This is a genomic window from Thalassospira sp. A40-3 (assembly GCF_015871485.1).
Lineage (GTDB): Bacteria > Pseudomonadota > Alphaproteobacteria > Rhodospirillales > Thalassospiraceae > Thalassospira > Thalassospira tepidiphila.
This window is the reverse complement of sequence record NZ_CP065428.1, coordinates 2,507,045-2,531,745: the sequence shown is the minus strand read 5'-3', so window position 1 is coordinate 2,531,745 and position 24,701 is coordinate 2,507,045. Positions and strand designations below refer to the sequence as shown.

The 24,701-nt window shown below is 54.8% G+C and carries 27 protein-coding genes; 9 read left to right on the top strand and 18 right to left on the bottom strand.

Annotated elements, in window-relative coordinates; translation table 11 throughout:
• Positions 1-49 precede the first annotated feature (49 nt).
• Both IT893_RS11570 and IT893_RS11565 read right to left on the bottom strand, forming a co-directional pair.
• Entirely contained in the window at positions 50-979 is a 930-nt protein-coding gene (locus tag IT893_RS11570) for a DnaJ C-terminal domain-containing protein (protein WP_008891305.1), read from the bottom strand.
• A gap of 216 nt (positions 980-1,195) precedes the next feature.
• Positions 1,196-1,672 carry an RT0821/Lpp0805 family surface protein gene (locus IT893_RS11565; protein ID WP_008891306.1) on the bottom strand — a complete coding sequence of 159 codons (477 nt, stop codon included), beginning with the start codon at positions 1,670-1,672 and terminating at the stop codon, positions 1,196-1,198.
• Between the two features lie 146 nt (positions 1,673-1,818).
• Here IT893_RS11565 and pdxH point away from each other — a divergent pair, with 146 nt between their 5' ends.
• The gene (pdxH, locus tag IT893_RS11560) at positions 1,819-2,439 is read left to right on the top strand and encodes a pyridoxamine 5'-phosphate oxidase (RefSeq protein ID WP_197145262.1); all 621 of its coding nucleotides are present in this window, start codon (positions 1,819-1,821) and stop codon (positions 2,437-2,439) included.
• 81 nt (positions 2,440-2,520) lie between these two features.
• On the opposite strand, the gene IT893_RS11555 is transcribed toward pdxH, so the two are convergent.
• Positions 2,521-2,829, bottom strand: coding sequence for a helix-turn-helix transcriptional regulator (locus IT893_RS11555; protein WP_008891308.1), 309 nt, complete (start codon positions 2,827-2,829; stop codon positions 2,521-2,523).
• Positions 2,830-3,169: 340 nt separating this feature from the next.
• Here IT893_RS11555 and IT893_RS11550 point away from each other — a divergent pair, with 340 nt between their 5' ends.
• Positions 3,170-4,027 (top strand): universal stress protein, encoded by an 858-nt coding sequence (locus IT893_RS11550; RefSeq protein ID WP_197145261.1) that lies wholly within the window; start codon positions 3,170-3,172, stop codon positions 4,025-4,027.
• Between the two features lie 207 nt (positions 4,028-4,234).
• Positions 4,235-4,414 carry a hypothetical protein gene (locus IT893_RS11545; protein WP_063087136.1) on the top strand — a complete coding sequence of 60 codons (180 nt, stop codon included), beginning with the start codon at positions 4,235-4,237 and terminating at the stop codon, positions 4,412-4,414.
• 61 nt (positions 4,415-4,475) lie between these two features.
• On the opposite strand, the gene IT893_RS11540 is transcribed toward IT893_RS11545, so the two are convergent.
• Positions 4,476-5,171 carry an SOS response-associated peptidase gene (locus IT893_RS11540; RefSeq protein ID WP_197145260.1) on the bottom strand — a complete coding sequence of 232 codons (696 nt, stop codon included), beginning with the start codon at positions 5,169-5,171 and terminating at the stop codon, positions 4,476-4,478.
• 202 nt (positions 5,172-5,373) lie between these two features.
• On the opposite strand from IT893_RS11540, the gene IT893_RS11535 reads away from it, so the two are divergent.
• Positions 5,374-6,117 carry an SDR family NAD(P)-dependent oxidoreductase gene (locus IT893_RS11535; RefSeq protein WP_008891311.1) on the top strand — a complete coding sequence of 248 codons (744 nt, stop codon included), beginning with the start codon at positions 5,374-5,376 and terminating at the stop codon, positions 6,115-6,117.
• 26 nt (positions 6,118-6,143) lie between these two features.
• On the opposite strand, the gene IT893_RS11530 is transcribed toward IT893_RS11535, so the two are convergent.
• The 6 genes from IT893_RS11530 to IT893_RS11505 form a co-directional block, all read right to left on the bottom strand.
• Positions 6,144-6,650, bottom strand: a complete 507-nt coding sequence (locus IT893_RS11530; protein WP_197145259.1) for a GNAT family N-acetyltransferase — start codon at positions 6,648-6,650, stop codon at positions 6,144-6,146.
• Positions 6,651-6,722: 72 nt separating this feature from the next.
• Positions 6,723-7,262, bottom strand: coding sequence for a hypothetical protein (locus IT893_RS11525; protein WP_008891313.1), 540 nt, complete (start codon positions 7,260-7,262; stop codon positions 6,723-6,725).
• Positions 7,263-7,496: 234 nt separating this feature from the next.
• The gene (hemA, locus tag IT893_RS11520) at positions 7,497-8,714 is read right to left on the bottom strand and encodes a 5-aminolevulinate synthase (RefSeq protein ID WP_064780596.1); all 1,218 of its coding nucleotides are present in this window, start codon (positions 8,712-8,714) and stop codon (positions 7,497-7,499) included.
• Between the two features lie 609 nt (positions 8,715-9,323).
• A complete protein-coding gene (locus IT893_RS11515; RefSeq protein ID WP_063087139.1) occupies positions 9,324-10,166 on the bottom strand; it encodes a universal stress protein in 843 nt (280 codons plus the stop codon).
• Between the two features lie 157 nt (positions 10,167-10,323).
• Complete coding sequence (locus IT893_RS11510) at positions 10,324-10,929, bottom strand: hypothetical protein (RefSeq protein WP_197145258.1); 606 nt, start codon at positions 10,927-10,929, stop codon at positions 10,324-10,326.
• A 192-nt stretch (positions 10,930-11,121) separates the two neighbouring features.
• Complete coding sequence (locus IT893_RS11505) at positions 11,122-11,997, bottom strand: LysR family transcriptional regulator (RefSeq protein WP_197145257.1); 876 nt, start codon at positions 11,995-11,997, stop codon at positions 11,122-11,124.
• 119 nt (positions 11,998-12,116) lie between these two features.
• Here IT893_RS11505 and IT893_RS11500 point away from each other — a divergent pair, with 119 nt between their 5' ends.
• Positions 12,117-12,488 (top strand): VOC family protein, encoded by a 372-nt coding sequence (locus IT893_RS11500; RefSeq protein WP_197145256.1) that lies wholly within the window; start codon positions 12,117-12,119, stop codon positions 12,486-12,488.
• Positions 12,489-12,524: 36 nt separating this feature from the next.
• Entirely contained in the window at positions 12,525-13,241 is a 717-nt protein-coding gene (locus IT893_RS11495) for a glutathione S-transferase family protein (protein ID WP_197145255.1), read from the top strand.
• Positions 13,242-13,327: 86 nt separating this feature from the next.
• On the opposite strand, the gene IT893_RS11490 is transcribed toward IT893_RS11495, so the two are convergent.
• Positions 13,328-14,017, bottom strand: coding sequence for an orotate phosphoribosyltransferase (locus IT893_RS11490; protein ID WP_044828964.1), 690 nt, complete (start codon positions 14,015-14,017; stop codon positions 13,328-13,330).
• Between the two features lie 262 nt (positions 14,018-14,279).
• Here IT893_RS11490 and IT893_RS11485 point away from each other — a divergent pair, with 262 nt between their 5' ends.
• The 3 genes from IT893_RS11485 (at position 14,280) to IT893_RS11475 (ending at position 17,307) form a co-directional block, all read left to right on the top strand.
• A complete protein-coding gene (locus IT893_RS11485) occupies positions 14,280-14,552 on the top strand; it encodes a helix-turn-helix transcriptional regulator (RefSeq protein ID WP_063087145.1) in 273 nt (90 codons plus the stop codon).
• A gap of 128 nt (positions 14,553-14,680) precedes the next feature.
• Positions 14,681-16,405 (top strand): SulP family inorganic anion transporter, encoded by a 1,725-nt coding sequence (locus tag IT893_RS11480; protein WP_197145254.1) that lies wholly within the window; start codon positions 14,681-14,683, stop codon positions 16,403-16,405.
• Positions 16,406-16,521: 116 nt separating this feature from the next.
• The gene (locus tag IT893_RS11475) at positions 16,522-17,307 is read left to right on the top strand and encodes an enoyl-CoA hydratase-related protein (protein ID WP_197145253.1); all 786 of its coding nucleotides are present in this window, start codon (positions 16,522-16,524) and stop codon (positions 17,305-17,307) included.
• Between the two features lie 27 nt (positions 17,308-17,334).
• On the opposite strand, the gene IT893_RS11470 is transcribed toward IT893_RS11475, so the two are convergent.
• The 7 genes from IT893_RS11470 to IT893_RS11440 all read right to left on the bottom strand — a co-directional run bounded on the left by IT893_RS11470 (position 17,335) and on the right by IT893_RS11440 (position 24,698).
• Positions 17,335-17,844: a DinB family protein gene (locus IT893_RS11470; RefSeq protein WP_197145252.1), complete on the bottom strand. Its 510-nt coding sequence runs from the start codon at positions 17,842-17,844 to the stop codon at positions 17,335-17,337.
• Positions 17,845-17,896: 52 nt separating this feature from the next.
• Complete coding sequence (locus tag IT893_RS11465; RefSeq protein WP_063087149.1) at positions 17,897-19,114, bottom strand: Bcr/CflA family multidrug efflux MFS transporter; 1,218 nt, start codon at positions 19,112-19,114, stop codon at positions 17,897-17,899.
• A gap of 197 nt (positions 19,115-19,311) precedes the next feature.
• On the bottom strand, positions 19,312-19,824 hold the full coding sequence (locus tag IT893_RS11460) for a DinB family protein (RefSeq protein WP_197145251.1): 513 nt from the start codon (positions 19,822-19,824) through the stop codon (positions 19,312-19,314).
• A 165-nt stretch (positions 19,825-19,989) separates the two neighbouring features.
• The gene (locus tag IT893_RS11455; RefSeq protein WP_197145250.1) at positions 19,990-21,399 is read right to left on the bottom strand and encodes a TRAP transporter large permease; all 1,410 of its coding nucleotides are present in this window, start codon (positions 21,397-21,399) and stop codon (positions 19,990-19,992) included.
• A gap of 22 nt (positions 21,400-21,421) precedes the next feature.
• Positions 21,422-21,931: a TRAP transporter small permease gene (locus tag IT893_RS11450; RefSeq protein ID WP_252723931.1), complete on the bottom strand. Its 510-nt coding sequence runs from the start codon at positions 21,929-21,931 to the stop codon at positions 21,422-21,424.
• Between the two features lie 103 nt (positions 21,932-22,034).
• Complete coding sequence (locus IT893_RS11445) at positions 22,035-23,027, bottom strand: TRAP transporter substrate-binding protein (protein ID WP_064790094.1); 993 nt, start codon at positions 23,025-23,027, stop codon at positions 22,035-22,037.
• Between the two features lie 321 nt (positions 23,028-23,348).
• Positions 23,349-24,698, bottom strand: a complete 1,350-nt coding sequence (locus tag IT893_RS11440) for a sigma-54 dependent transcriptional regulator (protein ID WP_197145249.1) — start codon at positions 24,696-24,698, stop codon at positions 23,349-23,351.
• Between the last annotated feature and the right edge of the window lie 3 nt (positions 24,699-24,701).

The following is a 24,701-nucleotide window of genomic DNA, read 5'->3' as shown; positions in this document are numbered from 1 at the left end:
CCAACGGGCCAAGAAAGAAGCCGGCGAATGCCGGCTTTGGATGGATGGGTCAACGGGCCTTGTAGGGGTGCTTTTCAGACCAGTCCTTGATGAACTCGACCAATTCATCATCGCGTTCTTCGGGCAGCTTGACCGTCAGGTGAACATATTGATCACCACGTTTGTTGCCCCGGTCATAGGGGGCACCCTTGCCGCGCAGGCGCAGTTTGGTGCCGCTATTGGCGTTGGCGGGCAGCTTCATATTGACCTTGCCATCGACAATCGGCACTTCTATCGAGCCCCCCAGAATGGCTTCGGGCAGGCTGATTGCAAGATCACAATGCAGGTCATTACCTTCGCGCCGGAAGGTTTTATCCGGATGGACATGCAGCTTGATCAGCGCGTCACCCGCCTCGCCACCATTCATGCCAGCCATCCCCTGGCCTTTAAGACGGAGCGTCTGTTCGTTTTCGCTTCCGGGGGGAATGCGGACCTCAAGGCTTTTGCCGCTGGCGAGATTGATCCGCTTGGTCGTGCCAAGGATGGCCTCGGCGAAATCAAGGCTCAGCTCATAGGAGATGTTCGGGCCTTTGACCTTTCTGGGTTTGCGTTCCCCGCCAAAACCACCGAAGCCGCCGCCGCCAGATCGTGCGCGTCCCTTGCCGAAAATTTCGTCAAAGATGTCCTCGGCATTGGCACCGGAAAAGCCGCCGAACGGATCACCACCACCAAAGCCGCCACCGGCATGTCCGCCGCCACGGGCAAACGGGCTGGTTTCGCGACCATCGGCGTCGATTTCACCATTGTCGAATTTCTTGCGGCGCTCCGCATCACCGAGAAGGTGATAGGCGCTCGATACCTTTTTGAAGCGTTCTTCGATTTTGGCATCGCCCGGATTGACATCGGGGTGAAGTTCACGCGCCAGTTTGCGATAGGCCTTTTTGATTTCTTCCTGACTGGCGTTTTTGGCGACGCCAAGTGTCTTGTAGGGATCCTGCATTTACTGACCGGTTCCAGAAACTAAAAGCACGTTATGTGATTTGCACGTTGTGTTCATTATTAGATCATGCGCCGCAAAAGATGAACCATTTTGCCGCATCTGATCCGAAACAATGACATTAAGACGGGTTTGTCGCCCGAACCGATGACCAGATATGAAAAGGCGGCGCAGATCGCAAGGACCGCACCGCCTGTCATTTCAGATTTTTGGCAAGACTTAGTTTACGACTTTCCAGCTGCCATCCGGCTGGCGGCAGGCGGTGCCATAAGCCGTTTCTTCCTGACCACCGATCATCACCGTCTGCTGGTATTCGCGGCAATATTCCTGGGTTTTCGGTTCCTGATAGGTGCGGGTAGGGGTCACCGTACCCTGAACACCGGTATCGGGGTTGTTCCAAGTGGTGGTTTGACCTGTCGGGGTGGCTTCCAGCGTGCGCTGGGTGCTTTTTGCCATGATGGCGCGGTCGGCATTGTCAAGCGACTTGCCGACTTCGCTGCCGATGAAGGCACCAGCAAGCGTACCAAGCGCAACACCGACAAGCTGGCCACTGCCCTTGCCGAACTGTGCGCCTGCGACGGCACCACCGACGGCACCAAGAAGTGTGCCGGCCGTTTGCTTCTGACCCTGATCCTGGGCGCAGCCAGCGATAAAGGCGGTCATGACCACCGGGATAACGATCTGACGGAATTTCATGTTTAATTTGCCCATCTTGTCTTTACAGTCCCAACCGATATTCTTTGGGTATATATATTGATCCAACGTTGTTGCTGCCACCGTAGTTCCGAAATATGTCGTCCTGACGGCAACAAATTTAATCAGCCAAAGGAAATCCTTTCGCAATGAACGAGAAAAATGCGCCAAAAATTGGGCATGAACCCCACGATGCACCGTTCGACATGTTCGAAACCTGGTTTGCGGAGGCAAAAAAGGTCGAGACTGCCTATCCGGATGCGATGACGCTTGCGACTGCCGATGCGCAAGGTCGCCCGTCGGCGCGGATTGTACTGCTTAAGGGTTTTGATCCACGCGGATTTGTTTTCTATACCAACTATGAAAGCCGCAAGGGCGACCAGTTGGCCGAGAACGGTTTTGCCGCACTTTGTTTCCACTGGAAGACGCTTGAAAAGTGCGTGCGCATCGAGGGCAAGGTTGCCAAGGTCGATGCGGCCGAGTCAGACGAATATTTTGCGTCCCGCCCGCGTGGCAGCCAGTTGGGGGCCTGGGCATCCATTCAGTCGCGCCCGATGAGTGGCCGTTTTGATCTGGAAAAACGGGTTGCGGAATTCACCGCCAAATTCGGTCTTGGCAAAGTGCCGCGTCCGGAACATTGGGGCGGTTATCGCCTTGTACCGGATCGGATCGAGTTCTGGGCAGAGGGCAAATTCCGCCTGCATGACCGCAAGCTGTTTACCCGCGATGACGCCGATAGCGGCTGGGATACGCAAAAGCTGTTTCCGTAAGGAAGCCATGAGACTCCAAAACGCAAAAAACGCACAAGGGATACAAGCCTTGTGCGTTTTTGTATTCTGGATCGGTGCGCCTTAGACCGCGGGTTCTGGCGGGCAGAAGGTGTCCTGGAGCACAGCGATGATCTTCATAATGTCTGGATTGGCCAGCGAATAATAAATCGTTTGCGCATCGCGGCGGGTTTTTACAAGCCCTTCGCGGCGCAGACGTGCAAGGTGCTGTGACAGGGCTGATTGTTTGATGCCCAGTTCATTTTCCAGCGTGCCAACGGATTTTTCCGTGTCGCCGAGAGAGCACAAAATAAGCAGACGCCACTCATTGCCGAGCGTTTTGAGAAATTCTGCAGCTTCACGTGCATTCTCGTGCAGTGCCGTATAGTCCATCCGCGAGTAACCCCGTTCTTAACTCTGCACACCAGGTCGCATTTTTGCTTTGAATGCCCGGTATCCTACCCAAGAGAATAATATCTCGATCTTTAAAGCGTCATCGTAATCGTTGGCATTCATGTTACAATCATTTTGTGCATGGTCGATTGAGAAAAACCGATCTGGCACCAACCACCGACACCAACAAAGTATAAGAATAATAATAACTTTCGCAAATTTTTGATCTTGAACAAAGAAAGCTGGGGCAAAAGACCTCAGACTGCTTGGCAGTAAAGGCATCATCAGTCGGTATTTCAGGCAGGTTCAATGACCTGTTCGACAGGCGGGAGTAGTTAACATGGCAATTCGCACCATTCTGGCACCGGTAGCAGGCACGGCAATCGACAAACGTGTGATGGCGACGGCCTTTAAGCTGGCCAAGTCGTTCAACGCGCATCTTGAGGCGCTTTTTGTTGCGGCCGAACCACAAGACGCCATTCCGATTGTTGGCGAAGGCATGTCCGGTCTGATCATCGAAGAAATGATCCAGGCCGCCACCACCGAAACCGAAAAACGCGAAGCCAGCGGCAAGGCATCCTTTGCCGCCGCCGTTAAAGAGGCCGGCATTGAGGAGTCCAACACACCTTCCGCAGACGCCAAGCCAACCTGCGCCTGGCGCAAGGATAGCGGGCGCGAAGACGAAACAGTGGCCCGCCGCGGGCGTCTTTTCGATCTGGTGGTGATTGGCCGGGATCCGAAGGAAGCCTCCGCATCGCTGACCTTTGATGCGGCCCTGATGGAAACCGGACGTCCGATCCTGGTAGCACCTGAAGTAACCCCGGCGACCATCGGTGAAAAAGTCATGATCGCCTGGAATGGCGGGATTGAGGCCGCGCGCGCGGTTACATCCGCCATGCCGATGTTGCGCAATGCCAAGGAAGTCACGATTGTCAGTGTCGGCGAGGTGCCCTATGGCCGTGCGTGCGCCAAGGCGCTGGCCGAACAGTTCAGTTGGCACGGAGTCGATGCGGCCGTGGTTGAGAGCACGGAAACCGGACAGGTTGCTAATACCTTGATTTCCGAGGCAGAAAAATGCGGTGCCGATACCATTGTTCTGGGGGCATACAGCCATTCACGCTTCAAGGAGATGATCCTTGGCGGTGTGACGCAGGATATGTTGGCAAAATGTGGCTTGCCGCTTTGGATAATGCACTAAGCCGAGGGGCTGCTTAAGCGCCTGATATCGCGAAATTATATTACCTAACCGATGGTATATGACTGAAAAGGCGCATTTTTGATGCGCCTTTTTTTGTTGCGTTGCGGGATAAATAGGAACAGGGTTACAAAAATAAGAACGTGACGAAACCCCGATAAACGAGGTGTTTCGCATTGTGGGAAATCAACGTCTGACAGGGGAAAACCCATGTTGTCATTGCGCGATATCATCGATTTCGCTTCGATGTCCGAAGACCTGGCACAGGAACTTAACAATCCGAATGTTGGTGTGCCTGATCTTGCTGCGTTGCTGTCTGGTCAAGCTGGTGGTGCGTTGCAGTCATGCAATGCGGCACCATGTGCGGCCAACGACGTTGACAGCGACTGATCATCTTATTCCCAATTTTGGACTGATTGGGCCAGACAGGCCGCGTGCCTGCCCAAGCAGCCTATTTTGAAAACAGATCAATCTGGTTTGTTTTCTCATCCGCATCCGTATTCGGATCTGTTTTGGGGTGATCCGAACTTTGTTCCTGCCATGACAGAACATGATCAGGAAGCGGGCCCAGCATATATCCCAGATCATCGAACGCCATGTGCGGATCAAGCCAGGCCGCCAGATGGTTCGGGCCGATCACGACCGGCATCCGATTGTGAATATGGGCAATCGAGCCCGATGGGGCGCAGGTGATGATCGTGGCTTCGCGGCCGTTTTCGAGGCCCGCAAACAGAAACGGTTGATGATCGGGCAAAGTGATGCGGTTCTTGTGCTTTGCCGTGCCGTCCTTGCGCCATTCATACCAGCCGTTTGCCGGGATCAGGCAGCGGCGGTTCAAAAGTGGTCGGAAGGTTGGCTTTTCGGTCAGGGTTTCGGCGCGTGCATTGATCATCGGGCTGTTCATGCCCGGGATGCTCAGCCCCCAGTATCGAATGGCGGCCTTTTGATGTGGCAAAATGACGGCAATTGGATCGGTCGGCCGACGCGTACCGGTCAGGCTGTCGAAGGCGGCGTCTTCGTCCTCGTCATCTGATCCGTTGCGATTGAACCCGTCGGGTAATGGCATGCGAATGATATCTTCCATTTCCAGGCCAAGCTGAACCTGAAAGGCGCGGATATCGCTGTTAAGATCAAAGCGGCTGCACATGGTCTTGCCCATCTTTACAATGGCGAAAACATACCCTGTTTCGCATCCCTTGCCAAATGCCTGTAGGGCAGCCTATATCGCGACGGTAACTGTAGAAAAATCTTACAGTACAAGGCTTTTCCTTCGATGGCGGGGCCTGTGGTGCTATAAGAAAACCAGCAAAATTCTGTTTGCCTGCATATCTTGTGAAGTGAGTACACCAATGAGCAGCAATGCCCCGAAAACAGTCGTTCTGACAGGTGCCAGTCGTGGCATCGGCCATGTTACGGTTGGATATTTTGCCAAGCGCGGCTGGCGGGTGATTTGCTGTTCACGTGAAGCCCCGCCGCCGAGCTGCCCGCGCGATCCGGCATTGGGCATCCATATCCGTGCCGATCTTTCCAAACCGGCAGAGGTCGAAGCCTTTATTGCCGAGGCGAACGAAGTTCTGGGCGATGATCCGTTGCATGCCCTGATCAACAATGCCGGTGTGTCGCCCAAGACGCCCTATAAGGAACGGCTTGGCTGTCTGAATGGTGATATTGCCGCCTGGCGCGATGTGTTTGAGCTGAACTTCTTTACGCCGCTTACACTCTCGCGCGGGTTTGCATCGGCACTACACCGGGGCAAGGGGGCAATTTGCAACATTACCTCGATCGCGGGGCATTATGTCCATCCGTTTGCCGGATCGGCCTATTCGACGTCAAAGGCAGCGCTTTCGGGGCTAACACGTGAAATGGCCGTTGAGTTTGCCGAGCTTGGGGTTCGGGTCAATGCGGTTGCCCCGGGCGAAATCAAGACTGATATGATTTCCCCGGAATATGAGGCGCTTGTGCCACGCATTCCGATGAACCGGATGGGCACGCCCGAAGACGTGGCGGCCGCGGTGCATTATCTGGTCGGGGATGACAGTACCTATGTGACCGGCACAGAGATTTTTGTCACCGGTGGGCAGCATCTGTACTGATCGGCAGATCGGGATAGGACGACTTCTTAGCGGTCAGCCTTGATGTAAAAGGCCGGATCGTATTCGACCAAACCCGCCGGGATTTCATCAACCAATGGGCGTGCCATGAAATATTCATCGGGCACTCCTTCAAGCTTCAGGTCGGGCAGGGGTGCAAAGCCGAACCGGCCATAATAATCCGGCTCGCCCAGCACGACACAGCCGTGGGCATCATCAGCGCGCAGATGGCGGATACCGCTTTGGATCAGCTCGGAGCCAATACCCAAGCCTTGGCGATCCGGCGTGACCGCAACGGGGCCCAGGCCAAACCAACCGCAGGCTTTGCCATCGATTTTCACCGGTGAAAACGCGATGCAGCCAACAATTTCATCGTCCTGTTCCGCGATCAGGGAAAGGGTGAGTTGACCACTTTTTCGGAGCGCATCGACGATCAAATGTTCGGTCTGCTGACTGTGGGGTGCAGTTGCGAAGGCACCATCCAGCAACGCGTGAATCGCCGCGATATCTTTTTCGGTTTCTTCACGTATCAACATTTTCCGTCCCTGCCTGTGACGTTGGACCTGCTTCCTGCGGGCCATCCGTCACGACTATAACGGGAAAACGGTTTACGCTGAAAGGCTTTTAAGCCAGTCGCGTTTTTGCTCCAGGCGTTTGACTTCCATTTCGAGCCAACTGGTGAAGTTTTCGGCCTCGTTTGCGTGTTCATCTCGCAGGGCCAGCACGCGTTCGAGATCAAGTTCGCAGACGTCTTGCAGGATTTCGATCTGTTCGGTGCGGATGTCATGATCAAGCAGATGCAAGAACCGCATCTTGAGCGCCATGATCAGGCGCGAAAGCTCGCCAGATGTATCGCGCACATTGCCCTGCATCAGTTCGATGAACTTCTTGTGCCCGGCATCGGTCAGGCTCAGTTGCGCATCAGATAACCCGCCGCTTGAGGTATCTTCCTTGACCAGCCCTTCAAGCTTGAGCAGCTGAAGCGAACTTCCCATCATATCCAGGGACGGCCCCATGATGTGCGACATGAAATGGCGCACCTCGTTGGCCAGATCGCCATAGCTGATCGGCTTTTCGGAAAGGGCAAGGGTGCCAAGTGCGCACAGGCGGAGACATTCTTTGGGGAGCAAGGTTTTATCCGAATACATGGGCGGTCCCTGTTTGATGACAGGTCCGACATTAACGCGAACGGTTCTTAATTGCAAAGTATTATCTTTACCGACGCGAAACCGGCAAGACAGCCTCAATATAGGACGCCGCCCGGTGAAAGCAAATGGCCGAACATCATTGATGCCGGCTGCAGGCCTTTACATGGGGCGGATCATCAAAAAGGCCGGGGCAATTGCCACCGGCCTTTTTTGATTTTCTGATTGCCAAGCGCGTTAGGCGACCTTGGAAATGCCCAGTTTGCTCCAGACCGACAGGAGCGAGTCGATCAGATGATCGACCAATTCGTCATTATGCAGCGGGCCCGGCGTAAAGCGCAGGCGTTCGGTGCCGCGCGGGACGGTCGGATAGTTGATCGGCTGGACATAGATGTCATGTTCGAACAGCAGACGGTCGCTGGCTTCCTTGCACATGGAAGGATCGCCCACCATCAGGGGAACGATATGGCTTGGCGCGTCCATGACCGGAAGGTCGACTGCGCGCATGCGTGCACGCAGGGTATCGGCGCGTTCCTTTTGGGCAAGGCGTTCGACATTGCTTTCTTTCAGGTGGCGCACGGCTGCCAGCGCACCCGCTGCAATGCTTGGCGGATGGGAACTGGTAAAGATAAAGCCATTGCCGAAGCTGCGCACGAAATCGACGATTTCAGGTTTGGCCGCGATATAGCCACCAATCACGCCAAAGGCCTTGGCAAGCGTGCCCTGGATGATGTCGACGCGGTGCATGACGCCATCACGTTCGGCAACGCCACCGCCGCGCGGGCCATACATGCCAACCGCATGAACCTCGTCCAGATAGGAAAGCGCGTTGTATTTTTCGCAAAGATCAAGGATCTGACTGATCGGTGCGATATCGCCATCCATCGAATAGACAGACTCGAACGCGACGATCTTGGCGCGCTGCGGCCCGAGATCCTTGAGGATTTCCTCCAGATGGGCGACGTCGTTATGTTTCCAGATGCGGCGCTCTGCCTTGGAGTGGCGCATGCCTTCGATCATGGAATTGTGGTTTTCGGAGTCGGAAATGATCACGCAATCCGGGAGCTTCGATCCCAGCGTTGACAGCGTGGTCCAGTTCGCGACATAGCCCGAGGTCATCAGAAGGGCAGCTTCCTTGCCATGCAGATCGGCGAGCTCCCGCTCAAGCGCGACATGCAGATGGTTGGAACCGGAAATATTGCGCGTGCCACCCGCACCGCCACCTTGACCGGTGATGGCGTTTTGCATGGCTTCAAGCACCTTGGGATGTTGGCCCATGCCAAGATAATCGTTCGAGCACCACACGGTGATTTCACGCGGGGCTTCGCCGTTATCGGGGTGATAAAGCGCCTTGGGGAATTTTCCGACAATACGTTCGAGATTGGCGAATACACGATAGCGGCCCTCAGCCTTGAGGCCGGACAGCGCATCTTTGAAGAAGGTGTTGTAATTCATACTTGTTTCTTTCGCCTGTCTCTTTGCAGTGTCACGGACTTTGTATCTGGTCGTGGCATCACAAAGCTCTGGTCTCGTCCAGATCAGCGACCTGATTCTGGACATATCCTCCGGTTCGACCGGGTCTTTATGGTTCCCTTATCAACCATGAAGGCCGATACGGCATTGACCCTTGTCAAAAATTAAAGCGATTCCAGTCTTGTTTGGAACCATCAGATCAGAGAAGGCGATCCATCTCTCTTGTGTCGATCTCTTTTCGGAGCAAGCTCCGTTTTGTCTTAAGACCCAATTTGGCCTCGTTGGCGTCATTTGGCAAGGATTCGAACAGCTTTTGCGCCACAATTAAATCGTTTTCATCCATCGGAAAAATCAATCATGACAGAAATTACATATGATTTTCAATATGTATTAATGTTGATGATCAGATAAATTTGCAGATAAACTTTGGATTTGGTGACGGAGCTAAAAACGGATTGTTTGATTTTTCTGTTGCTAGACAAAGGATTAGTCCGTGTACGATTGCCTGTCTGCAAGCTCGCAATCGGCATAGCTAATAAAAAAACCGGCCGAAAGTTCCGGCCGGTTTTTGGGAATTCGGAATGTTGTTGCCTAGTGTGACATCAGGACCGGAACGGTCATGTGACGCAGAAGGTGCTGGGTGACGCCACCAAGCATCAGTTCACGCAGGCGCGGACGGCCATAGGCGCCGCACACCATCAGATCGATGCTTTCGTCGGCTGCGCGCGACAAAATAAGGTCGCCAACACTGATGCCGGATGCATTCATGCTTTCCTTCTTGGCATTCACGCCATGGCATTTCAGGCGTTCGCCAATATCGACACCCGGAACCGGCATTGTATCGCGGGCGCCCTTGTTCGGGTCGGCACAGAGAACCAGAACGGATTTTGCGGCTTCCAGGAACGGCATGCTGTCATTCATCGCACGCACCGCCTCGCGATAGGGCTTCCAGGCGACCATGACGCGATCACCGATGGTATCAAACTTGCCGACATAGGGCACAAGCAGAACCGGCGCACCGGCGGTCAGGATGACTTTGTCCGGCATTTCCGAGACAGAGCACGGATCGGAGCTTTCCGGGTCGTGCTGGCCCAGAACCGTCAGATCATGATGGCGGGCATACATCGCGGTGGTATCGGCAATTTCGGACGCCGGGCAGGAGGTCTCCTGCCAGCTGAAAGCAACACCGGCCGCATTGCAGGTTTCTTCGAACTGGGTGCGTGCGGCCTTTGCGGTTTCAGCCATCGCAGATCGCTGCTGATTGATGATTTCCTCGGTGATCTGGACTTCCATGAAGCGCGGAATTTCAGGATAGGGCAGCAGGAAAAGGCCGGTAAGGTGCGCGTCCTGCGCCTTGGCAACTTTCAACGCAACAGAAAGGCGTTCCTTGCAGGCAGCTGAGGTGTCGATATGAACAAGAATATCCCGATACATGATCCGATCTCCATTCGGTAGGTGGCGTGGGGCTGACCCGAAATCTGTCAAATTGCCCTTGGCCTTAATGTCTGCGGCTACCCTATCGTCGTCTCGGGATGGTTTCTTTGCTCTATCTCAAATTAAATTATTCCAAGTTGTAATTTCGGGCCAAGTATCACCCGTCCGCACCCGGTTCGGTCATCGGGATGGTTTTTTCCATGGTCGGAATGTCACTGCCAGCCGGAACGCCTGTGGTGGCAGGGGGCGTGACGGGGGAAGGTGACATCGGTGCGCTGTTGTTCACGGCGGGCATCGTTGGCATCGCCGGATCATCGGTCGGAACACTGTTTGGCATTTGCATCGTGTCGCCTGACATCATCGAAAGCGTCTTGTGCAGTTGCTGTGACAGGGTGCTCCAATTTGTTTGAAGCGTTGTGCAGGCCGCGGCATCGCCGGATTGAACGCAGCGCTGCGCCATCCGATCAAGAATGCCCAGTGCAATACGGGCTTCGTCGATCTGCTTTTGGCGCATTTCATCCATCGCCTTGCGGTTGGGATCGTCCATCATGACCAGATTGTCATTTTCCCCCGCAGACGTAGATCCCGTCATGGTGGCCGGTGATGCCGGACGGGTATTCTGGGCCGGCGCGCCCCACGGGGTAACGATGGTGTCGGAACTGTTGGACATCGTAACCGGTTCTTCGACCGGGGCCATGCACCCCGACAGGGCAAGGCCCAGTCCGATTGCGGGCAGGCATTTGGCAATCTTGCGCATCGACATGCGTTGTTCCTCCGACCGGTGGCGGGCGCGCCTTGGTCACGTCAGTTTGTTGTCCCGAACTCTGCCACAGTCGCTGCTATGACTTTGCTTTTGCTTGCGAACATATTGAACGTCGTTACGGAGTCTGTCCAGTCCGGGCAAGTGCGTGGCCAAGGAATGCAATCAGACGGTAATATGGAGCTTCCGTCACGTTCAAAGTTCTTTGCCCGGTGAAAGCCGCGGATCGTCCTTTAATGATTTGGCGATCCATCGCATGGTTTCGCGGATCCGCGATATGTTGCGCAGATCAGGATGGGTTAAAACCCAAAGCTTGTTTGCCGGTATTTCCGGCAAAGGCGCAAGCAACCGCAAACCGGGAAGGGCAAGGTCGGATGGCAAACAGGCCAGACCGCATCCGGCGTGCGCGAGATGCGCCATCGCGATCAGATCATCGGTTTGCTGTTTATGCGGAGTGCGGCGGTTCGCATCGAGCCATTTATAAGGTGCGTAGCTTGCCAGTGTTCCGGATGCGCCGATGAAGGGCTCCGCCAGCAGGTCATCAAGCTTTGCGGGCTGATATCGGTCTGCGGCACCATAGATGCCCCATTCCAGTGTGCGGATTTCCTTGCCAACAAGATGCTCGGGCGGGTTGGCCGCAACCCGCACGGCAATATCGGCATATCGCTGTGTCATGTTGAATTCGAGGTTGCTGGCAAGCAGTTCGATTTGAATATCAGGCCATTGGTCCTGAAACCGGGCAAGATGGTCTGGCAAAAAGAAATAGGAAAAACTGGTCGGTGCGGTGATGCGCACCAAACCGGCCGATGTAGCATCAGCGCCCGAAATGGTGGTGTTGATGACATCAAAGCTGTTCATGATTTGACGGGCGGGGACAAGCATTTCTGTCCCGGCATCGGTCAGGCTGTATTGGCCGCGAATGCGATCAAAAAGCCGGGTGCCTGCCTGTTCTTCAAGCGCATGAATATGGCGAAACACCGTGGTGTTGCTTACCCGGATTTTCTGCGCGGCCAGTTCAAGCGACCCTGTTTCTGCGATGGCCAGAAACGACTTGATATAGTTCCAGTCCAATCGGTGCTCCGTTTCAAATTTGCAATCAGATACTACAAAATTGCCTATGTATTGCAAAATTGAAATTCCTTACGGTGTCGGTATCAAGGAATTCATATTCATATGTCAGGAAAGAAAACATGATCGGATACACATCACTCGGCACCAATGATCTATCCCGTTCGGGCGCGTTCTATGACGCATTGCTTGCCGATTTTGGTGCACAGCGCGTCTTTGAACAGCCGGACTTTATCGTCTGGAGTGCTGGCGAAAACAGCCCGGCATTTTCGGTGCATGTTCCGTTTGACGGGAATGCGGCAACGGTTGGAAATGGCACGATGATCGCCCTTTCAGCCGCGTCACGTGACCAAGTCGATGCGCTTTATAAAAAGGCGATCTTGCTTGGTGCGACGTCGGAAGGTGAACCGGGACAGCGCCATGAGAACGGGTTTTACGCGGCCTACTTCCGCGATCTCGATGGTAACAAGCTCAACATCCATCATATGGGCTAAGGCGATGATTGGTTGTGATGCGGCGGGGGAGTGGAGTTGATATCATCATATCATTTGATCGGTCACCGGCTTTGCCCCTATGTCCAGCGTGTCGCGATGGTTCTGGCGCAAAATGGCATAGCCCATAAACGCACCGACATTGCCCTTGATGCCAAGCCTGACTGGTTTCTGGCACTAAGCCCGACCGGAAACGTTCCTGTTCTGGTGGTTGATGATGAGCGGACCTTGTTTGAGGCCGCCGCCATCTGCCAGTACCTTGAGACAATTACGGGTAAAAAACCGTGTGGGGCGGATGCCTATGACCATGCGTTGGCGCAGGCGGTGGTTGCGATTGGCGATAAGTTATTATCGCTTACCGCGGATCTGATTTATCGCGATCTGTCTGAAAGCAGCGTCGATGCGACGATGCATCAGATCCACAAACAGATGTCGATTGTGTCGGATCTGATGTCGGCACAGGTCGTGGACACGGACAAAGACCTTTCGATGCTCGATATCGTTTTTGCGACGGTTTTTCGGCCGTTTGCCCTGATCGCAGTCGGGTTGAACCGGGATCTGTTTGCCGGCTTTCCCGGGTTGCGTGGCTGGGCAAGCGATTTGGCCAAGCACGAGACGGTCCGAAACGCAGTGCCCGCCACCTATTATCGGGAACTGCACGAATTCATCGCGTGCAAGGACGGATATCTGGCAAACCGTTTACGCATGATACCGCAAGACAACATCGTCCTTACGACCGCCAAGTCGGTCATGTGATTACGCTGTGAGCCGCCATAAAGGCAAAAAAAAACGCCCGCCGAATTTATCGTGCGGGCGTTTTTCGTGTTTGTGATCGCGCTGGATTAGTCGTGTTTGCCGCCATTGGCCTTTGACCAGCCGATCGGGTCGTTCAGGAAGGAACGCACACCTTCGATGGCATCCTTGCTGAAATATTCGCCTTCTTCGGCAACGGCGAGAACATCGGCCCAGGTTGCAAGGTAATGCATTTCGATGTCGTCCTTGCGCAGTTCATCAAGCGCACCTTCGAAAATGTCATAGAAGAAGACGACAAACGCATGTTTGCACTCGGCACCGGCTTCGCGGATGGCGTTGACGAAATTGACCTTCGATGCGCCGTCGGTGGCAAGGTCTTCGACCAGAAGAACGCGCTGTCCTTCGTGGATGTCACCTTCGATGCGGGCCTTGCGGCCAAAGCCCTTGGGCTTTTTGCGGACATACTGCATCGGCAGGTCAAGCGCATCGGCGAGCCATGCGGAATAGGGAATACCAGCTGTTTCACCACCAGCAACCGCGTCAAAGGCCTCGTAGCCAGCCGCATCGGATACCTGACGGGCGGCGAGTTCAATGACCTTGCGACGTGCGCGCGGGAAGGAAATCAGTTTGCGGCAATCGATGTAAACCGGGCTGGCCCAGCCGGATGTCAGGATATAGGCCTCTTCTGGGCGGAAATTCACAGCCCCGATATCCAGCAAAATCTTGGCGACAGTTTTGGCAGCATAGGTGCAATGCGCGGTCGGTTTCTCAGTGGTCATGGCGGCTATACCTTCTCCGGATCGACTATTTGCCGACCTCTTAGCGCTTTTGGCCGAAAAGCGCAAAGAAAAGCCGCTGACCATCTGGTCAGGTTCCTTTGTGGTTTCGGTTGCCCGAGCAAGGGGATGCAAGTGGGGTTCTGTTGTCATTATGATGATACATAATACGCCAGTAGTGATATCTGAGATATCATAATTGAAGTTATAAGATGAATTTGTTACATCTGGAGTTTGATGATCTGCCTGTTGGAAGGGTGACTTGATGATTACAGCCGGACAGATGCGGGCCGCGCGGGCCCTTTTGGGGATTGACCAGAAAATGCTGGCAGAAATGTCAGGCGTCTCGGTTCCGACCATTCAGCGCATGGAAGCCAGTCAGGGCAATGTGCGAGGAGTCGTAGATACCCTTTCAAAGGTGGTTGAGGCGCTTGACCGTGCAGGTATCGAGCTTATTGGCGAACAGGTTCCGAGTATGGGGGCAGGTCGGGGGGTTCGGCTGAAGGAAGCGGAAACCCGACAATCGAGAAACGATTAGCGTGCATTCAAAAGTGCCGGTTCGTGTAGTTGCCGCACAGGATGACTGCTGATCGGTAAGGGCCTGTATCATCCCGGACGCGCCGGGGAATTGATGTGTGCAATCACCCAACGAGGGTGCCAAGCAAAATGAAGCCAGAAAATCCAGAGAAAAGCCGGTATCCCAAGCCGGATTTTGTCGAACTGTTTACACCGAAGCTGATCACCGTTCTGCGTGAAGGGTATGGTCTTGCGCAATTGCGTGCAGACGCGATTGCCGGGCTGACCGTTGCCATCGTTGCCTTGCCATTGTCGATGGCGATTGCAATTGCATCCGGGGCGACACCGGCACAAGGCCTTTATACAGCGATTATTGGCGGGATACTGGTCTCGCTTCTGGGCGGGAGCCGGTTTCAGATCGGGGGGCCGGCAGGTGCCTTCATTGTACTGGTCGCAGCCACTGTTCAGGCGCACGGCATGGATGGCCTGTTGCTGGCAACGATCATGGCGGGCGTGCTTCTGGTTTTGATCGGCCTGTTCAGGCTGGGCACCTATATCAAGTTTATCCCCTATCCTGTGACGGTTGGTTTTACCGCCGGAATTGCCTTCATCATCTTTGCCAGTCAGATCAAGGATCTGCTTGGACTTGATCTTGGTGGTCCGGAGCCGGGACCGTTTCTTGAAAAGCTGCCGGTTATCTGGGCCGCTTTGCCGAGTGTGGATCTTGCGACCGTGATGTTGTCAGGGTCGACTATTCTGGTGATTGTCGGGCTTAAATATGTTCGCCCGCATTGGCCGGGCATGCTGATTGCCGTGGTCGGTGCCGCGTTTATAACGGCTGTGTTTGATCTTCCGGTTGCGACGATCGGCAGTATTTACGGCGGCATTCCAAGCAGTTTTCCACTGCCATCCTTGCCCGATATTGATTTTGCCAAGGCGCAGGCGGTGCTTCCAAACGCCATTGCCTTTGCGCTTTTGGGGGCGATTGAGTCACTGCTGTCTGCTGTGGTGGCCGATGGCATGACGGGACGTCGGCACAGATCAAATTGCGAACTGGTAGCACAGGGTGTTGCAAACGTTGCATCGGGCCTGTTCGGGGGCATTTGCGTTACCGGCACAATCGCGCGCACAGCAACCAATGTGCGATCCAAGGCGCACGGTCCGATCGCCGGAATTTTGCACGGCGTATTTCTGTTACTGTTCATTCTGATTGCGGCCCCCTTGGCGGGGTTCATTCCCCTGGCATGCCTTGCCGGTCTGTTGGCAACCGTTGCCTGGAACATGATCGAAAAGCACGCCATCGTTACTTTGCTGCGATCATCGCGTGGTGATGCGGCGGTTTTGCTGACAACGTTGCTTCTGACCGTGTTTCGCGATCTGCTTGAGGCGATTGTTGTCGGGTTTGCGTTGGGATCGGTTCTGTTTATCCGGCGTATGTCACGCATGGCCGATATCGAAAGCGCTACCCCCTTTGTTGCCGAGGACCGGGCGGATAATCAGGTCGTCTTGATGGCATCGGATCCTGTATCGGCCGGTGATCCCGACATCGTTGTTTACCGAATTTCCGGCGTCTTTTTCTTTGGGGCGACGGCGGCCTTCGGATCGGTGCTGGATCGTATCGGTGATACGCGCCGCGCACTGGTTGTTGATTTTTCAGCCGTGCCTTTTCTTGATTCCACAGCCGCCAATACGCTGGCAAGTTTGGTTCAAAAAGTACGCAGCCGGGGCGGGCTGATTGTCTTTAGCGGCACGAAACACGATATCCGGCGCGATTTGTTTGTCCACGGGATGAAGCCGCCGGCAATCCATTACGAGGCGGATGTTGAGCAGGCTGTCAAATGGCTGGGCGATAAGCTTGGCACGTTGCGGGATTAACCGCAGTCGGGCGCAGCCAATTGGTCTTTTGTTGGCAAAACAGCATTTTGGGTTTATTCGGTATCGTTATGCCGATTTAAGCTGTGCCCAAACAGCAAGCCCCAAAAGGAAATGCCATGACTGATCAGACCGGACTGAATGTCACCATTGATGATCGCGTTGCCACCATCACGATCTGTCAGCCGGAACGCAAAAATGCCCTGACCAAACCGATGTGGGGCGCGTTGGCGACGATTGTTCACGAATTGTCGGATGATCTTGATCTGCGCAGCGTGATTATTCGCGGTGGCGAAGGGGCTGGTTTTGGTGCCGGGGCAGATATCCATGAGTTCGTGCGTGAACGGTCCGGGTTCGAGAAAGCACGCGATTACGGCATGCTGCATGCCGAGGCGCTTCAGACCATCCAGAACTGCACGCATCCGGTGATTGCCGCAATTGACGGCCCGTGCATGGGGGCGTCTTTCGTGCTGGCAGCGGCGTGCGACATGCGCATTGCCGCCGATAACGCAAAGTTCGCTGTGCCGCCGATGAAACTGGGCGCAACACTTGGCTATCCCGAGCTTGAAATCATGCTTGATCTGCTGGGCGAGGCGGCGTTGTTTGAAATCCTGCTTGAAGGGCAGGTGTTTGATGTCGTCCGTGCACGCGAGATCGGCTTTATCGCCCGTCATGTCGCGCTTGAAGTGTTTGACGAAGAAGTTGCCAGGACCGGCAAACGCATTGCCGGTGGTGCGCCACTGACGCAGCGGGCGCACAAAAGCATGCTGAACCGCCTGCGCCAGGGTGGTTCAATTGATATGCATGAATTTGATGAAGGCTACCGCGCCTTTGAAAGTGCCGATTTCAAGGAAGGCTACACCGCGTTTCTTGAAAAACGCAAACCGGTCTTCACCGGGAAATAGGCAGGGAGGGCTTTAACAGTCGGCCTGTTAAAGTCCCAAATCCGGTGTCAACGGCACGTCGGTGATGCCGTAATCAATACCCATCTTGTGCAATTCGCTGGTGATCTGGGAGCGGTGATGGGTTTGGTGATTGAAGAATTGCACCAAAAATAGCGGGCGGGGCAGGTTGCGGGTAATGCCGTCGACACCGGTGAATTCGCGATATCCATCCTGCCAGTCACGATCGTCCGAGGCGACAAAAGCCTCGATCTCGGCATCAAGATCGCGGCGGATTTGGCGCAACTCATCAAAATCACCGGCGACCTGGGTGTGGGCGTCATAGGCCGGGGCGTTTCCGGTTTTCATGATGCTGAGAATACGACGGTCTATATGCACCAGATGATTAAGGGTGGCATTGATCGACTTAAAGAACATGCCGCGATCACGACGGCGTTCTTCGTCGCCAATCTGATCGCAAAGATCATAAAGCACGCTGTTCTGCCACGTGTTGTATTTGGCCATTGCGCAGCCATAGTCGTCAAATGTCATCCGGGCCATTGAAGATATCCTGAAATGAGTGGTGGCGGGGTCGGTGTGATCAGCAGCTTGATCAGGTGGGGGATTCTGTCTGTTTTGCGTCGGCCATAAAATGGACCATCAGATTGGCAAAAATTGCAAAGCCCAGCATCGATACGGTCAGTGGCAACAAAGTGTTGTCATGAAAATGACCGATGACGATGCCTGCAACCGCGCCGGTGGCGAACTGGATCGTTCCCAAAAGGGCCGTCGCCGTACCGCCGATATACGGGAAATACTGCATGAAGGATGCCGTGGCATTCGGGGCCGTCAGACCGATCAGGCCGACCGAGAACATGATGAACGGCACCACTGTCCACAAGCTTGGCTCAAAGACATTTGTCGCAATGAACAAGCCGATGGTCGCGACAAGTTGAATGCCGGTGCCGATTTTTAGAATCTGATGACATTCGAGGCGTTTGAGCAACGGATTGTTGAGCCGGTTACAGATGATAATCACCGCAACATTGGCCCCGAACAGATAGGGGAAGTAAGCCTGCGGTACGCCAAAGAAATCGATATACATAAACGGGCTGTCGGTGACGAAACTGAACATCACCGCACTGGCCCCGGCATGGGTTAGCATAAAGCCAACCGCCTTGCGCGTGCGCAGGACTTCCAGATAAGTCCACCAGACCCGGCGAACCGGGCCGGGATGGCGTCGGCGCATCAAGCTTGTTTCGGGCAGTTTCAGGTAAACGATGGCAAGCATCAGGCTGCCATAGACAATCAGCAGCACAAAGATCGACTGCCATGTTGACCAGACCAGCAGTAACGAGCCGATGGTTGGTGCGACAAGCGGTGCAATCATCATGATCACCGCAATCAGCGCAAACATGCGCGCGGCTTCCTTGCCTTCAAACAGATCGCGCACCGACGCGCCGACAATCACAATCGAAAACCCGCCGCCAATGGCCTGGAAAAAGCGCATGACATTAAGCGAAAAGGCGCTGTCGACGGTGGTGATGATCGCGCTGGTGACGATATAGATTACCAACCCGACCAAGGCGATGGGACGTCGACCAATCCGGTCAGACAGCGGTCCTCCGATCAGTTGCCCCAAGGCAAATCCGATCAAGAAGGTACTGACGGAAACTTCGACAGCATGGGTGGCTTCGCCGAAGTCGCGTGCCATTGCCGGGATCGCCGGCAGGTAGGTATCAATGGCAAATGGTGCTGTCGCAACCAGTGCGGCAAGCAAGATGGCAAGCTTTTTCGGGTCAAGCGATGCGCTGGGCAGGGGCGTGGACATGCGCAATCAATTCCGTTCAGTGTTTGGCGGCGGGTCAGAGCCCCGATCAGAGGGCACGCGTTGCGCGGAGTATGCAAGCACGCGCAGGTAAGCAAGGTGACCAAGGCGCAGCAATGTGGGGCGTCGGGTGTGATAATCCCGAGCCCTGTATTATCCATAAAATTCAGGCTTCTGCCAGCGGTTGCTTGGATTGCGTCTTAGCTTATTGGCAGATCGGGCGTGTAGGGCACGTCCGTGTTGCCGTAATCAAGGCCCATCTTGTGCAGTTCGCTTGTGATCTGAGAACGATGATGGGTTTGATGATTGAACAGTTGTACCAGAAACAGCTGTCGGGGGATTTTGCGGGTGACGCCATCAGGGAAGGGAAGTTCGCGGATTTCATCCTGCCAGCTGTGATCGGTGCCTTCGACGAATTCGGTGATGTCGGCATCGACTTCGGCCCGCATGGCCTTAAGCGTTTCGAAATCGTCGGCAACGATGGTGGTTGGTTCGAACGGACCAGCTTCACCGGTGCGCAGGATGGTCAGAATGCGCAGATCAACATACAGGATATGGTTTAGCGTGTTGTGGATGGAGCCAAAGAACATATTGCGATCCAACCGCCGTTCGACATCGCCGATCTGATCGCAGAGGTCAAACAGCACGCCGTTCTGCCAACTGTTATAGGTCGCCATGCAGCGGCCATAGTCGTTGAAATTCATCTTGGACATTTTGAAACCGCTCCTTCCAGAGGCGCAAGCAGGCCTGGTTTTTCTTGGTTGTCATGGGTTTAACCAATACTACCGCATGTCGCGGGCCGAGGCACTGAAATACAGCAAGGGCGGCATCCGATTGAATGCCGCCCTTGATTTTTGTATGTATCCGATCAAACCTGGTTAGTGGGTCATGATCCGTTCCGGCCCCATGAGGGTGGTCGGAAGCCAGGTCGATATCACCGGGACATAGGTGATCAGGACCAGGAAGCCCAGCAGGATCAGAAGCCACGGGAAGGCGGCCTTCACGACCTTAAGCAACGGCATGCCGGTAATCCCGGATGTCACAAACAGGTTCAATCCGACCGGCGGCGTAATCATGCCGATCTCCATATTGACCACCATGATGATGCCCAGATGGATCGGATCAATGCCCAGCTGCATGGCAATCGGGAACAGGATCGGCGCCATGATCAGAAGGATCGCTGATGGTTCCATGAAGTTGCCAGCAATCAGCAGAACAATGTTGACGACAATCAGGAAGCCCCAAGCCGGAAGACCCCATCCAATGATGGTTTCGGCAATGGTGTGCGGAATGCGTTCAGAGGTCAGAACATGGGCAAACAGCATCGCGTTGGCGATGATGAACATCAGCATGATCGTGACCTTGCCTGCATCGAGCAGGACGTGACGGACTTCCTTGTCAAACGGGATCAGGACCAGTGCCTTGCCCATTTTCGGAATGTTGTGCGCCATCAGGCTGCCAATGCCGGTATTGCCGTTTTCCGGCACCCACGAAAGTTCCTTGATCGGGCCCATGTCGCGGTAAAACAGCACGGCAACAAACATGGCATAGAACGCGGCAACCGCCGCGGCCTCGGTCGGGGTGAAGACCCCGCCATAAATACCACCCATGATCAGCAGAACCAGCAACAGGCCACCCGATGCCGAAAACAGCGCGCCGCCCCATTCACCAAGGGTCGGGCGGGGCTGGCTTGGCAGTTTCTTGATGCGTGCGACGATATAGATCGCAATCATCAACATCAGGCCGACCATGATCCCCGGAATAACGCCAGCAAGGAACATGCGCCCAACCGAAACCTCGGTCGCGGCGGCGTAAACAACCATCACGATGGATGGCGGGATCAGAATGCCAAGCGTACCGGCATTACAGATGACACCAGCCGCAAAGCTTTGCGGGTAACCTGCGCGCACCATGCCGGCAATCACGATGGAGCCGATGGCAACGACGGTTGCCGGGCTTGAGCCCGAAACAGCCGCAAACAGCATGCAGGCCAGAACCGATGCCATGGCAAGACCACCGGGGAACCAGCCCACGGTATCAATGGCAAAGCGGATCAGGCGGCGGGCAACACCCCCGGTCGACAGGAAGGCCGATGCCAGAATGAAGTAGGGAATGGCAAGAAGGGTGTAGTGCTCCATCCCGCCAAAAAGCTTTTCTGCCAGGGTGGCAAGGCTGTCGTCGCCAAAAAGAAGGATGGTCGAAAGCGACGCAACACCCAGCGAAATGGCAATCGGTGCGCCAAGCGCCATCAAGCCAAACAGCAGGATAAACAGGAATGCGATAGTCATTTGAATGTTCCCCCTGTCCGGCTTACGATTTTGGCGTCGAAGCCGTGGCGGACTTGTCGTCCTCCACAGTGCTTGCGCCAAGCTGGTCAATCGCTTCGCGTGCTTCGTCAGCCAGATTGAAGCCGACCTGTTGGCCGGTAATGATGCGCCAGCCAACCTGTGCCAGACGGAACGCCAGCAAAGCGGCACCCACCGGCATGATCAGATAGACGATCCACAGCATGATCGGGCTGTCTTCGGCTTCCATTTCAAGCATGTGGTTGAAGCTGACCAGCTCCCAGCCGCCAATAATCAGCCAGCTCGAATACAGAATGCCGGCCGCGACGACGATCAGACCGATGACGCGCTGGGCATTCTTGGGGAACAGGCGAACGAGGGCGTCCACCCCGATATGCGACCCAACCTTGACCCCATAGGACATGCCAAACAGGATCAGCCAGGCAAAAAGAAATTCCGTGGTTTCCAAGGCCCAGGTCAGGCCGGAATTGAACACGTAACGCATGACGACGTTTACAAAGGTAAGCGACGTCATAGCGGCGAGCAGGAGGGCAATAATGCCCTCCTCCAGCCGGTTAACGACCGTTGAGATCATCTTGAACGGCCCTTTTCCGATGATGTTGGAAAAAAAGTACGGATCAGTTGCACGCAGCAGCGGCGTCGATGATGTCCTGGCCGATATCGCCAGAGAACTCATCCCAAACCGGTTTCATTGCAGTCTGCCATTTGGCGAATTCTTCGCCGGAAAGCTGCAGGATTTCGGTTTCGCCGGAGTCAATCACTGCCTGACGCTGTTCAGCGGTCAGTTCCGCCGACAGGCCGTTTGCGTAATCGCTGGCTTCTTTCATCGCCTGGGCGAGGCCGTCGCGGATTTCCGGATCCAGACCTTCCCACCACTTGGTCGAGGTGACGACCATGTAGTCAAGCAGACCGTGGTTGGATTCGGTGATGTAATCCTGAACTTCGAAGAACTTCTTGGAATAGATGTTCGACCAGGTGTTTTCCTGACCGTCGACAACGCCGGTCTGAAGGGCCGAATAGGTTTCCGAGAAGGCCATTTTCTGCGGAACCGCATCAACAGCTTCGAACTGGGCGGCGATCACGTCAGACGACTGAATACGGAATTTCTGACCAGCAGCATCTTCCGGTGCGCGCAGCGGCTTGTTGGCCGAAAGCTGTTTCAGGCCATTGTGCCAGTAACCAACGCCGGTCAGGCCTTTGGACGACATCGCGTTCAGCAGTTCCTGACCTTTTTCGCCGTTCTGGAAGCAGGAAACCGCATCCATGTCCTTGAACAGGAACGGAAGATCATAGACCTGAAGTTTTTTGGTCCATTTGCCGAATTTCGCAAGAGACGGTGCGCCGAACTGAACGTCACCACGCAAGATGGCAGCAAGAACCTTGTCGTCATCAAACAGCTGCGAGTTCGGATAGATTTCGATCTGGACCTTGTCGCCAAGAATTTCTTCAGCGCGTTTTTTAAAGAAGTCGGCACCCTGGCCTTTCGGGGTGTTCGGCGCAACAACGTGCGCGAACTTGATCACTTCCTGTGCCGACGCGGCAAAGTTGGACCCCAGAAGTGCTGCGGCAGCAACGCCAGCAGCAAGAATGCTTTTGCTGATAGGACGCATCAAAACGTCTCCCTTGATGAATTAAATCTGTTTTCCCGTTAGCGCGCCATTTTTGGCGTCGTTCTAAAACGCCGTTTGGCGCTGTGCCGTAATCAGCAAGCTCTGGGCCAGTTCGAAATCAGTTGGATTTATGTAATTATATCAATGAAGTAAGGTGAATTTCATGTTGCTGCGATGCAGCAAATTTGGGCTGTTTCGTGTGTGAAGGCGCACACGAATTTCATGCCAGTGTGCGGACTGCCGCACACGATGCCGGGCGCGGATTTGACGGGGCGAGACAATAAAAAAGCCCGTCTAACTGACGGGCTCCTGATCGGTTGATTAGCGCGGGCGTCGGAATTCGGCCGGGACAATGTTGTATTTGGTCAGCTTGTCGTAAAATGTCTTGCGTGGCACGCCAAGTGCACTGACCGTGGCCGTAACATTGCCGCCATGTTCGCGCAGGGCTTCGGTAATCAGGCTTTTTTCAAATGCCTCGACTTGCTGGGGCAGGGGAACGGCATAATTGTCTTCGCCATCCTCGCTGTTTGTCAGGGGATCAAGACCAAGCACCCGCCGTTCGGCGGCATTGCGGAGTTCGCGCACATTGCCCGGCCAGTCATAGGCATTGAACCGTGCCAGTTCCGCCGCACTCAAGGCGGTGACGGTACGCTCAAACCGCTTGGCAGCGTCACGGGTGAAATATTCAAACAACAGCGCGATGTCATCCTTGCGATCACGAAGCGGGGGGATATGCAGTTGCACGACATTCAGGCGATAATAAAGGTCTTCGCGAAACTCACCGCGTGCCGATGCGGACCGCAGATCGACCTTGGTGGCAGCAATAACCCGCAAGTCGATCGGCAGAACCCGGTTTGATCCAAGCCGTTCAACCGCGCGTTCTTGCAAAACACGAAGAAGCTTGATTTGCAGCGCCAGCGGCATGCTTTCGATTTCATCAAGGAACAGCGTGCCCTTGTGGGCAAACTCGAACTTGCCGATACGTTTGTGATCGGCCCCGGTGAAGGCGCCGGCTTCGTGGCCAAACAGTTCTGATTCAATCAGATGTTCTGGCATGCCGCCGCAATTCACAGCCACAAACGGGCCGGGACGACCCGACATTTCATGCAGGTTGCGCGCGATCACTTCCTTGCCCGATCCGGTTTCGCCGTTGATCAGGACATGGGCGTTGGTGGCCGCGACATTCCCGATGAGGGTGCGGAGCTTTTCCATCGCCGGATTGCGGCCGATAAAGTCCGATGCGTTTTTGGAATGGCGCGCCAGTTCGATCTTGAGCGTGCGGTTCTCAAGCACAAGGGCGCGGTGGCTCATTGCGCGGCGGGTAATGTCGATGAACAGATCCGGGGCATAGGGCTTTTCGATAAAGTCAAAAGCCCCGTCATGCATGGCCTGAACGGCGGTTGCGACATCACCATGCCCGGTGACCAGAATAACCGGCATTTCCGGATCGATCTTTTTGACCTCTGTCAGCAGATCAAGGCCGTCCATCTTCGGCATGCGAATGTCGGAAATCACAATGCCCGGCCAACCTTTTTTCAGGCGTTCAACCGCAGACGCGGCGTCCGAGAAGACTTCGACTGGGATGTCGGCAAGTTCCAGCGTTTGCTGTGCGGCTTCACGCACATCTTCGTCGTCGTCAACAAACAGAACGCATTCGGCACTGGTTGGCACTGG

Bases quoted from the DNA above. Each gene is read 5' to 3' on its own strand.
- IT893_RS11570 (WP_008891305.1), bottom strand. From the start codon at position 979: ATGCAGGATCCCTACAAGACACTTGGCGTCGCCAAAAACGCCAGTCAG.
- IT893_RS11450 (WP_252723931.1), bottom strand. From the start codon at position 21,931: ATGACGTCGCTTACCTTTGTAAACGTCGTCATGCGTTACGTGTTCAAT.
- IT893_RS11555 (WP_008891308.1), bottom strand. From the start codon at position 2,829: ATGGACTATACGGCACTGCACGAGAATGCACGTGAAGCTGCAGAATTT.
- IT893_RS11510 (WP_197145258.1), bottom strand. From the start codon at position 10,929: ATGTCGATGCGCAAGATTGCCAAATGCCTGCCCGCAATCGGACTGGGC.
- IT893_RS11445 (WP_064790094.1), bottom strand. From the start codon at position 23,027: ATGCGTCCTATCAGCAAAAGCATTCTTGCTGCTGGCGTTGCTGCCGCA.
- IT893_RS11540 (WP_197145260.1), bottom strand. From the start codon at position 5,171: ATGTGCAGCCGCTTTGATCTTAACAGCGATATCCGCGCCTTTCAGGTT.
- IT893_RS11465 (WP_063087149.1), bottom strand. From the start codon at position 19,114: ATGTCCACGCCCCTGCCCAGCGCATCGCTTGACCCGAAAAAGCTTGCC.
- pdxH (WP_197145262.1), top strand. From the start codon at position 1,819: ATGAACGAGAAAAATGCGCCAAAAATTGGGCATGAACCCCACGATGCA.
- IT893_RS11485 (WP_063087145.1), top strand. From the start codon at position 14,280: ATGATTACAGCCGGACAGATGCGGGCCGCGCGGGCCCTTTTGGGGATT.
- IT893_RS11475 (WP_197145253.1), top strand. From the start codon at position 16,522: ATGACTGATCAGACCGGACTGAATGTCACCATTGATGATCGCGTTGCC.
- IT893_RS11500 (WP_197145256.1), top strand. From the start codon at position 12,117: ATGATCGGATACACATCACTCGGCACCAATGATCTATCCCGTTCGGGC.
- IT893_RS11455 (WP_197145250.1), bottom strand. From the start codon at position 21,399: ATGACTATCGCATTCCTGTTTATCCTGCTGTTTGGCTTGATGGCGCTT.
- IT893_RS11515 (WP_063087139.1), bottom strand. From the start codon at position 10,166: ATGTATCGGGATATTCTTGTTCATATCGACACCTCAGCTGCCTGCAAG.
- hemA (WP_064780596.1), bottom strand. From the start codon at position 8,714: ATGAATTACAACACCTTCTTCAAAGATGCGCTGTCCGGCCTCAAGGCT.
- IT893_RS11530 (WP_197145259.1), bottom strand. From the start codon at position 6,650: ATGTTGATACGTGAAGAAACCGAAAAAGATATCGCGGCGATTCACGCG.
- IT893_RS11480 (WP_197145254.1), top strand. From the start codon at position 14,681: ATGAAGCCAGAAAATCCAGAGAAAAGCCGGTATCCCAAGCCGGATTTT.
- IT893_RS11535 (WP_008891311.1), top strand. From the start codon at position 5,374: ATGAGCAGCAATGCCCCGAAAACAGTCGTTCTGACAGGTGCCAGTCGT.
- IT893_RS11460 (WP_197145251.1), bottom strand. From the start codon at position 19,824: ATGTCCAAGATGAATTTCAACGACTATGGCCGCTGCATGGCGACCTAT.
- IT893_RS11525 (WP_008891313.1), bottom strand. From the start codon at position 7,262: ATGTATTCGGATAAAACCTTGCTCCCCAAAGAATGTCTCCGCCTGTGC.
- IT893_RS11490 (WP_044828964.1), bottom strand. From the start codon at position 14,017: ATGACCACTGAGAAACCGACCGCGCATTGCACCTATGCTGCCAAAACT.
- IT893_RS11550 (WP_197145261.1), top strand. From the start codon at position 3,170: ATGGCAATTCGCACCATTCTGGCACCGGTAGCAGGCACGGCAATCGAC.
- IT893_RS11470 (WP_197145252.1), bottom strand. From the start codon at position 17,844: ATGGCCCGGATGACATTTGACGACTATGGCTGCGCAATGGCCAAATAC.
- IT893_RS11545 (WP_063087136.1), top strand. From the start codon at position 4,235: ATGTTGTCATTGCGCGATATCATCGATTTCGCTTCGATGTCCGAAGAC.
- IT893_RS11565 (WP_008891306.1), bottom strand. From the start codon at position 1,672: ATGAAATTCCGTCAGATCGTTATCCCGGTGGTCATGACCGCCTTTATC.